General features: G+C 60.8%; 7 protein-coding genes and 1 pseudogene. 6 read left to right on the forward strand and 2 right to left on the reverse strand.

From position 1 onward, the window contains the following. Positions 1–10 precede the first annotated feature (10 nt). Complete coding sequence (locus BMX57_RS16565) at positions 11–679, reverse strand: RNA polymerase sigma factor (protein WP_092369773.1); 669 nt, start codon at positions 677–679, stop codon at positions 11–13. 254 nt (positions 680–933) lie between these two features. Here BMX57_RS16565 and BMX57_RS16570 point away from each other — a divergent pair, with 254 nt between their 5' ends. Continuing rightward, complete coding sequence (locus BMX57_RS16570; RefSeq protein WP_092369722.1) at positions 934–1,821, forward strand: DMT family transporter; 888 nt, start codon at positions 934–936, stop codon at positions 1,819–1,821. Between the two features lie 382 nt (positions 1,822–2,203). Here the strand turns inward: BMX57_RS16570 and BMX57_RS16575 are convergent, their stop codons facing one another. Further along, positions 2,204–3,223, reverse strand: coding sequence for a LacI family DNA-binding transcriptional regulator (locus tag BMX57_RS16575; protein ID WP_092369725.1), 1,020 nt, complete (start codon positions 3,221–3,223; stop codon positions 2,204–2,206). Positions 3,224–3,320: 97 nt separating this feature from the next. On the opposite strand from BMX57_RS16575, the gene BMX57_RS16580 reads away from it, so the two are divergent. The 5 genes and pseudogenes from BMX57_RS16580 to BMX57_RS20910 form a co-directional block, all read left to right on the forward strand. Then, positions 3,321–4,412: a carbohydrate ABC transporter permease gene (locus BMX57_RS16580; RefSeq protein WP_218142434.1), complete on the forward strand. Its 1,092-nt coding sequence runs from the start codon at positions 3,321–3,323 to the stop codon at positions 4,410–4,412. After that, positions 4,412–5,245, forward strand: coding sequence for a carbohydrate ABC transporter permease (locus tag BMX57_RS16585; protein WP_092369728.1), 834 nt, complete (start codon positions 4,412–4,414; stop codon positions 5,243–5,245). The genes BMX57_RS16580 and BMX57_RS16585 overlap by 1 nt, the downstream gene beginning before the upstream one ends. 25 nt (positions 5,246–5,270) lie before the next feature. Then, on the forward strand, positions 5,271–6,545 hold the full coding sequence (locus BMX57_RS16590) for an extracellular solute-binding protein (RefSeq protein WP_092369731.1): 1,275 nt from the start codon (positions 5,271–5,273) through the stop codon (positions 6,543–6,545). 70 nt (positions 6,546–6,615) lie between these two features. Next, a complete protein-coding gene (locus BMX57_RS16595) occupies positions 6,616–7,719 on the forward strand; it encodes a glycoside hydrolase 5 family protein (protein WP_092369734.1) in 1,104 nt (367 codons plus the stop codon). Continuing rightward, positions 7,712–8,010: pseudogene (locus BMX57_RS20910) on the forward strand (ATP-binding cassette domain-containing protein); the annotation flags it as partial. The gene BMX57_RS16595 and the pseudogene BMX57_RS20910, both read left to right, overlap by 8 nt. Between the last annotated feature and the right edge of the window lie 505 nt (positions 8,011–8,515).

Below are 8,515 nucleotides of genomic sequence, written 5' to 3' on the forward strand. Positions count from 1 at the left end.
CGCATGGGGCTCAGCCCGTCGTTCCATCTCCGGCGTCGTCCTTCAGCGCCTGAAAACGAGCGCGGGCCTTTTTTGCTGCGTCGCAATCGCAATCGAGAAAGCCATGAACCGGGCAGGTCAGGCACATCTGTTCCAACCTTGTCTTAAGCGCCTGCCGACCCCGGTGAAGACGGACCGTGAGGTTGTTCAAGGTGATGCCGAGATCCTTGGCGACAGCCTCGCGCGGCTGCTCCTGAAGATCGACGCGCCAGATTACCTCGGCATATTCCGGTCTGAGCGTCGGCAACAGCTTGTACAGGCAATTGCATATCGCCTCGTCGAGTTCTTCGTCGAACCCGCCTTGGACTCTGTCAAGGTCGGTTGGGTCCATCACCATCTCCCTCTGACGCTGCCGGCCAACCTTGCGACCGTAGTCCGCGATTGACGACGCCAGGATCTGACCGAGCCAGCCGCGCACGGCGCGCACATCGCGAAGCTGCCCGGAGCGCTCGATGGCCCGCAGCATGAACGTTTGCAGGACATCCTCGGCGGCTTCTGCATCCCCAAGCCGCCGACGCAGGAAGTTCAGGATATGCTGACGACCTTCCAGCAGCGCGCGACGGACAGCGGTGTCCGCTTCCTTGGCGCCCGTGTCGGGCTGATTTGCCGTGGACAACCGATCTTTCGGGTCGTGATTCATGATACACCTCTGAAGAGCAAGACGCCGAAACATCGGAAACGTTACACATTCAGCGTGCTTCGGCCGACCTGATCGTTTGCGGTTCTCTGTCGGGGATGCGCGGGCCCGGTCTTTCGGAGTCTGGGCCAGCGAGCCGATACTCAGGAACCCGTAAGGTTTCGGCGGCGGCAGCGTCTTCTGACTTCCTCCCTGAGTTGGCACATCGGAAAATTTCTGCAATTCCTGCCACTTCTGATCCAAAAAAGGAAATCTCGATGTCGCCGACCGTCATAACCAAGATCATTTTGGCCATGTTCCTGTGGGCGGCGTGCTTTCCGCTGATCACGGCGGGGCTGCAATACGCGCCGCATCTGACTTTTGCGACAATGCGCGCAGTTCTGGCCGGAGCGGCTTTGGTGGGTTTGGCGATGATTTTGCGCAGACCGTTCCCGCGCGGCTGGCGTACGTGGGTGACACTTGGTGTCGTCGGGCTTGGTGCGACCAGTCTGGGATTCCTGGGCATGTTTCATGCGGCGGAATTCGTGTCGCCCGGACTGGCCACCGTCATCGCCAACACGCAACCCCTGCTTGCGGCAATGCTTGGCGTCGCATGGCTTGGCGAAAGGCTGCCGAGGATCGGCTGGATCGGCCTGTTGGTCGGCTTTGCGGGAATCCTCGTGATCGCGCTGCCGCAATTGCTCGACGAAGGGCAGGAAGGATCGGCCATCGGCTTCGCCTATATCGTTCTGGCCGCGGTTGGGGTGACCATCAGCAACGTGGCGATCAAGTCCATCGCGGACAAGGCGGACGGGCTTTTCGCAATGGGACTGCAGTTGCTCATCGGCAGCGTACCGCTCGCGTTCGCAGCCTTCGCGCTGGAAGATCAATTCGACATTCAGTGGAACGCGGTCTTCACGGCATCGCTATTGGGGCTGGCCCTGTTCGGCTCGGCGCTGGTGTACTGGATCTGGTTTTCCGTGCTGGAGGAAGTCGAGCTGAACCGGGCGATCGTGTTCAGCTTTCTTGTGCCGATCTTCGGGCTTTCAATTGGCGCATTGTTCTTTGGGGAGCGACTGTCCGGCGCGCAGTTCTCCGGTATCGCACTGGTGATATTGGGAATTGTGTTCGTCAATCTCAAGGGAGCGCGGCGGGCTCAAGGTTGATAATACCGGACACCCGGCCAGCCTGCTGTTTGGTGCTTCGCCGTCTCGGCAACTGTCTTCGTCGAAAGTCCATTCGCTTCAATGCGAATGTGTGCTGCTTGTTCGGCGTGACGCGCCAGGGCGCAAATCTCCTGGACCGGTTGCAGACTTGAGACTTCAAGAGCCACTGACTGGCTCGGTGCCGGCTGTGCGCTGATCGGTCATATGCTGAGTTTTGGCAGGCTCTGGCCACGTGGGCGGCCTGTTCACCGACGAAGAAGGCTTCAACTTGTTCAAATCCGCAGGATACGGCCCCGATTGACACGACACGCCCAAACACGGACCGGCGCACAAATGACCGCTTGGCACTCGATGCAGTGCCACCGATGCGCGGGACACGATTCTAGACGCTCGTGCGCCGATGCGAGTCTCTTAACACCAAGGGGCAGTGCAGTCTTTCCTGCACGACGGGCCTTTCGGTTTGCAAGAGCTGTTCCACGCACCATTGCCCCATCTCTCGGTGCGGAAGCAGGACAGTCGAAAGTGATGGCGACAGGTGCTGGGCGATTTCCTGGTCGTCATATCCCATCACGGCCACGGTTTCGCCCGGCATTTCTCCGAGTTCCTTGAGCGCCTCGTAGCATCCGACGGCCGTCAGGTCGTTGGCGCAAAAAATCGCATCCGGTCTGCGACCATTCCGCATTAGCTTCAGCGTAGCGGCCCGACCACCGGACGGCAGGAAGTTTCCCTCGACGATGAGCGAAGGATCGACCGGAATTCGCGCTGCCCGAAGAGCACGCTCATAGCCCTCCATTCGTTGATCGGAAGCTTCCATCCAGGGTTCGCCGGAAATGAATGCAATGCGTTGGTGTCCCTCGGCAATGAGCGCTGCGGTCGCAACCTCCCCTCCGCGGCGCTCGGCGGGCACGATGGACGCCCAACGCTTTTCGGCATCGTTGCAGTTCAAAAGGACTCCGCGATGACGCCCCATGCCTTCGGGAACCGAGAGCTCGCGCGTCAGGATCGAGCCGTAGATGACGCCGACGGCATTGTCGCCGGACCATTTCTTGAGCACTTGAGCTTCATACTCGGCATCGCCGCCGGTCATGACGACCTCAACGATGACATTGGCCTTCCAGGCCGCTTCCTGCACGCCTTCGATGGAAATCGCCGCGAATGGGCTGGTGGCGATCTCGTCGAACATGAGACCGATCACGCCCGCCCCTGCTGCTTTGGGCGGGCGTCCCGCACCGCGCGGGCGATAGCCCAACTCTTTGACCGCCTCCATCACCCTTTTCCGGGTCTCGCGACTGATCCGCATGTCTTCGAGGCCGTTCAGCACGAAGGATACGGTCGACTGCGACACTCCGGCCTTCAGGGCGACGTCTTTCATCGTGACCCGGGATTTCGTCGATTCCGCCATAGGTTAGCCAGTACGTGAGATTGTTCTTGCTGCTTGCTAATAAATATTGCTAATAATATTAGCGCAAGAAGATTCGCAGACTTTCGGGGAGGAGAGGATGCAGGACCTCAAGGCATCGAAGAAACGGATGAGCCAGACCCAGGCGGCGTGGCTGCTGTTGGCGCCCTTTCTGCTCACCTACGGCTTGTTCCTCGTCTACCCGTTCTTCCGGGGCTTCTGGATCAGCCTCCATGACTGGAACCTCTTGGCCGTCGCATTCAACCCGGACGCCAAGGAATTCATCGGGTTGCGCAACTATGAGCGCGTCATGTGGGGGCGCAATATCGAGTGGGGTTTTGCATCCCCGTTCTGGCAGGGCCTCGGTGTCCTCGGTCTTGCCGCTTCGGCCTATCTTCGCCGGGTGGACCGGCTGAGCCGCTTCAACGCCATTGCCCTCGGCGTGGCGTCGCTGCTCTTGGTTGTCCTCCCCGGTTTTCATCCCGGCGAAGAGGGTCGTTGGTATGATCGTAGGTTCTGGCCGACGGTTGGAAACACGCTTCTGTTCGTGGCGCTGGCCGTGCCGGGCGTCACGATCTCCGCTCTCTTTCTCGCCGCCGCCCTGAACGGGGAAACCAGGGCGATGGGGGTGCTCAGGACGCTCTTCTTCCTCAGCCAGGTCCTGTCCGTCACCGTCGTCACCTTGATCTGGCAGATCATGTTCTCGCCCCGTCAGGGGCTCATCGCCAACATCACCGAGACCTTCGGCGGGATACCCATCAATTGGCTGACCGACGAGCAATTTGCCATGGCGGCAATCGTCATCGCAACAATCTGGTGGTCGCTCGGGATCGCGATGATCCTGTTTCTGGCCGGGCTTCAAGACATCTCCAAGGACATCTACGAGGCAGCGGCACTGGACAACGCAAAGGGCGTGAAGGCGTTCTGGTTCGTCACTCTGCCAAACCTTCAACGGACGATCACGTTGGTTGTCGTGTTGCAGATCATCCTGCATTTCCAGGTGTTCGGGCAATCTCACCTGATGACCCAGGGCGGACCGAACGACACCACCCAGGTGCTTGTGCGCTACATCTACCAGACCGGGTTTCGCGACAGCGAACTGGGCCGCGCATCCGCCATGGCCGTCTTCCTCTTCGTCATCATGGGCACCTTCTCGGTCATCCAGTTCATCATCGGACGGGAGAAGGAGTGATGACCCGCAGCTACTACTGGCTGATCCTCGGCCTCTCAATCCCCGCCTTTCTGTGGCTGCTGCCGACCCTCTGGATGGTGTCGCTCTCCTTTCAGCCGAACGAGGTGCTGGCCCGGACCACGTCGTCCACATTCTTCGGCCTGGTCCCGCTGCCGTTCACCGCCGAGAACTACTCTGCGCTCTTTGCCTTCGGTCAGACACCCTGGTGGTTCCTGAACTCGCTGATCGTGTCGGTCGGCATGACGCTTGGCGTTCTCGCGGTCTCGACGACGGCGGGCTATGCGCTGGCGCGGCTCGACTTTCCCTTCAAGACGCCGCTGACGATCATCTGCCTGATCGGCCTCATGGTTCCGGAACAGGCGGTCTTTATCCCGCTCTACACGATGTTCGCGGATTTCGGCTGGCACAACAGCTATCACGCGCTGATCCTGCCGCGCATGGCCGTGCCGATCGGCGTCTTCCTGATGCTGCAGTTCTTCCGGGCGATCCCCAAGGATATCGAGGAGGCGGCACGGCTCGACGGCGTGGGCTGGCTGCAGATCTTCTGGTACATCATGTTGCCGTTGGCGCGGCCCGCGATGATGACGCTGGCGATCCTGACCTTTCTCTATGCCTGGAACGACTATCTCTGGCCGCTCGTCAGTGCCCAGCAGCGGGAATACTTCACGATCACCCTGGGTCTCGCCTCGATCCAATCGAACTTCGCGCAATCGGAAGGGCTGGGCCGTGTCATGGCCTCGGGCGTCATCGCCTCGCTTCCGGTCGTCATCCTGTTCCTCATCTTCCAGCGCTACGTGGTGCAAGCCATGACCGCCGGCGGATCGAAGGGCTGAATTCATGCACATAGGGAGGAAACCAATGAAACATGTGCTTCTGTCGGCGGCAGCCGCCGCCACGATCACCACGGGCGCATTCGCGCAGGAGATCACCCTGGGCCGCTTCTTCGGCGCCTGCGAGGATGCCGGCACGGATACCACGGTCTCGACCGGCGAGGCCTGCATCATCCAGTCGATCATCAATGCGGCTGATGCAGAGCTTGACGGCATCTCGATCAATACGCTGCCCACCGACTGGGGCAACTACTACGACCAGATCAAGGCGGCATACGCGGGGGGAACACCTCCGGACGTTCACGTCATGCACCGCCACCGAATCCCTGAATTCGCCGGGCTTGGAGCATTGGCCGAAATCTCGGGTGACCTGGAGGCCGCTGGCATCGACCCGAACGACTGGTCGCCTGCTGCGCTGGATGCGGTCAGCTTCAACGGCGGCATCTACGGCGTCCCGATGGATTTCCACGCGAACCTCTGGCACGTCAACATGGACGTGATGGAAGAGGCCGGTTTGGTCGAGAACGGCCAGCCCGTACTGCCGTCTTCGCCGGAAGAGCTTCTGGCCCACGCACAGCAGGTCAAGGACGCGACCGGCAAGGACTATCTCGCCGCCGACTTCGCGCAGTTTCCCATCGGTGTCCGGCTGGTGCTTGCCCTGATGTGGCAGCAGAATGCAAACATCTTCACCGAGGACGGCACCGCCACCATCAACACGGAAGCGGGCAAGAACGCCGTGACGGCGATCACACAGCTTTTCGACGCTAGCCTTGCCAACCCGCAACTCAACTATGCCGACAGCCAGCAGGCGTTTCTGAATGGTGAGGCGGCGATCCTCGTCAACGGGACATGGGTGGTGGACTTCTACACCGCCGAGGCCGCGAAAGAGGAGGTCGGGCTGGACAACTACTATGTCGCCGATTTCCCGACGCTGTTCGAAACCGGCGCGACCTGGGCGGACAGCCATATGTGGGCGATCCCGTCGACGCTTGAAGGTGACAAGAAGATGGCCGCGCTGAAGGTCCTGGCCTTCATCAACGATCACAACATCGACTGGGCGCGCACGGGTCACATGGCCGTTCGGACCTCCGTCGTGGAAAGCGAGGCCTATACATCGCTTCCACATCGCGACGAGTACACCGGCACGGCCGCAATCGCCAAGGATACGCCGCCCAGTGAGCGTTATGGTGCAATCCAGGACGTGCTGAACCGAGAGCTTCAGGCCATCTGGCTGACCGGCAAGCCGGTCGAGGACGCCCTGAGCGACGCCGAGCTGGAAGTTCAGGACCTCCTGGACCGGTGACACCCGTTGCGCCCCGCTCTCATCGGCGGGGCGCTGCTCACTTTCGACACCTGACACGGGAGTCACGGTGATGGACCGCTGGAGCGAAAAAGACGCCAAAGACTGGTGGCAGGCACGCCCGTGGGTCTGTGGTTTCAACTTCCTGCCCTCGACCGCCGTCAACTTCATCGAGATGTGGCATGGCGACACTTTCGACATGCCCACCATCGAGCGTGAGTTGGGATGGGCTGCTGAAGTCGGCTTCAATGCAATCCGGGTCAACCTTCCGTTCCTCGGCTGGCGAAACGACCGTGACGGCCTTCTCGACAGGCTGGACCGGCTGATGGGAGCGGCATCGGACCGCGGGATCAACACCGTGCCCTGCCTGTTCGACGACTGCGGTTTCGGTGGGGAAGAGCCCGTCTGGGGGCCGCAGCCGGATCCTCTGCCGGGCATTCACAACAGTCGCGCGGTGGCCTCTCCGGGGCGCTCTTCGGTTCTGGATCAGGGCCTTCGTCCATCGCTGGAAGCCTATGTTCACGACGTCATCTCGGCCTTTTGCAAGGACCCCCGAGTCCTGTTCTGGGACCTCTACAACGAACCCGGCAATCGGATGGATTTCGACAAGACAGAGTATTCGCAGTTCGATGCCGAACTCGAAAAACATGCTTTGTCGTTGATGGAGACCAGTTTTGCCGTTGCACGCGACATCGGGCCGGAAGCGCCGCTTTCGGTAGCCGCATGGACAACGCCGCTGCCCGACAGCGACGCGCATCCCTATCAGACCGAGATTGACCGAAGCGCACTTCTTCACTCGGATATCATCACATTCCACGCTTACTGGAACAGGAAGCGCGTGACTCAGTTCATCGACTACCTCGAAGTGCTCAACCGGCCGATCATGTGCACCGAGTGGATGGCCCGGCAGATCGACAGCCGGATCTCAGACCAGCTTGAACTCTTTCACAACCGGAATGTCGGCTGTTTCCAATGGGGTCTGGTCAAGGGGCGCACCCAGACGTGGCTCCCTTGGCCGGATGATCTCGTCCGGGCCCATGGTGGACGGGTCGACCGGGGCATCTGGTTCCACGACCTGCTCGACGAGACCGGCGCGCCCTATGATCCGACCGAGATTCAGACCATCCGCTTCCTGACCGGTACGTCAGAACAAGCAGCTCGAAAGGGGCTTGGCTGATGTCCGGAAACAAACTCGACTACGTTACCAAACAAGCGGCGAAGCACAGGTCATTCAGCGCGCCGATTTCGAAATCCAGGACGGCGCGTTCCGTGTCGTCGTCGGCCCCTCGGGCTGCGGGAAGTCCACGTCGGCGCGAATGGTGGCGGGCTGGAGGCGACAACCGAGGGACAGATCCACATCGGATCGCGCGATGTCACCCGTATTGACCCAGCCGAACGTGGCGTTGCGACGGACTTCAGGACCTATGCGCTCTACCCGCACATAACGGTCGAAGAAACCATGGACTTCTTGCCGTAGTCGATCAGCGCCTGCCGGTCGAGGTGGCCGGTCTTCTCCTTGCCCAGATCGCGCTTCGGCGTGGCAGCCTTGGCTCGCGATGCGGCGGTTCCCCTACCTCGCACATATCGGCTATATCAACGTCGATGAGGTCGCCAAAAGTCCGAAGGCGGGAGACGGAAGCGCCTACAGGTGCGAGGCCCCTGATCGACCCGGGTGGCCGCTTGACGAGCCCAACGATGGGCGCCATCGCGGGTTGGGTCCGTCTCGCTCGCGTAGTGGCCCTTTCGTCTGATCTGGACGCGGGTCAGGCACGGGGGGAAGCTTGGTGACGGAGGCCATTTTGGTGTGCGGCAGCGAAGGCCATCGGTAGGGTGTGCGGTTTCCGGGTGTTCTCTGCAGGTGCAAAGCGTTCTGTTAGATTGAGCGAAGAGCTGACTTTCAAGGGAACTTGAGAATGGCGTGTTCCCTGTGACGTCTAAAGGCGGTGTCCAGCCCGAAGCGGAATCGCAAGAAT

The sequence above is a fragment of the Cribrihabitans marinus genome (assembly GCF_900109035.1).
Taxonomy (GTDB): domain Bacteria; phylum Pseudomonadota; class Alphaproteobacteria; order Rhodobacterales; family Rhodobacteraceae; genus Cribrihabitans; species Cribrihabitans marinus.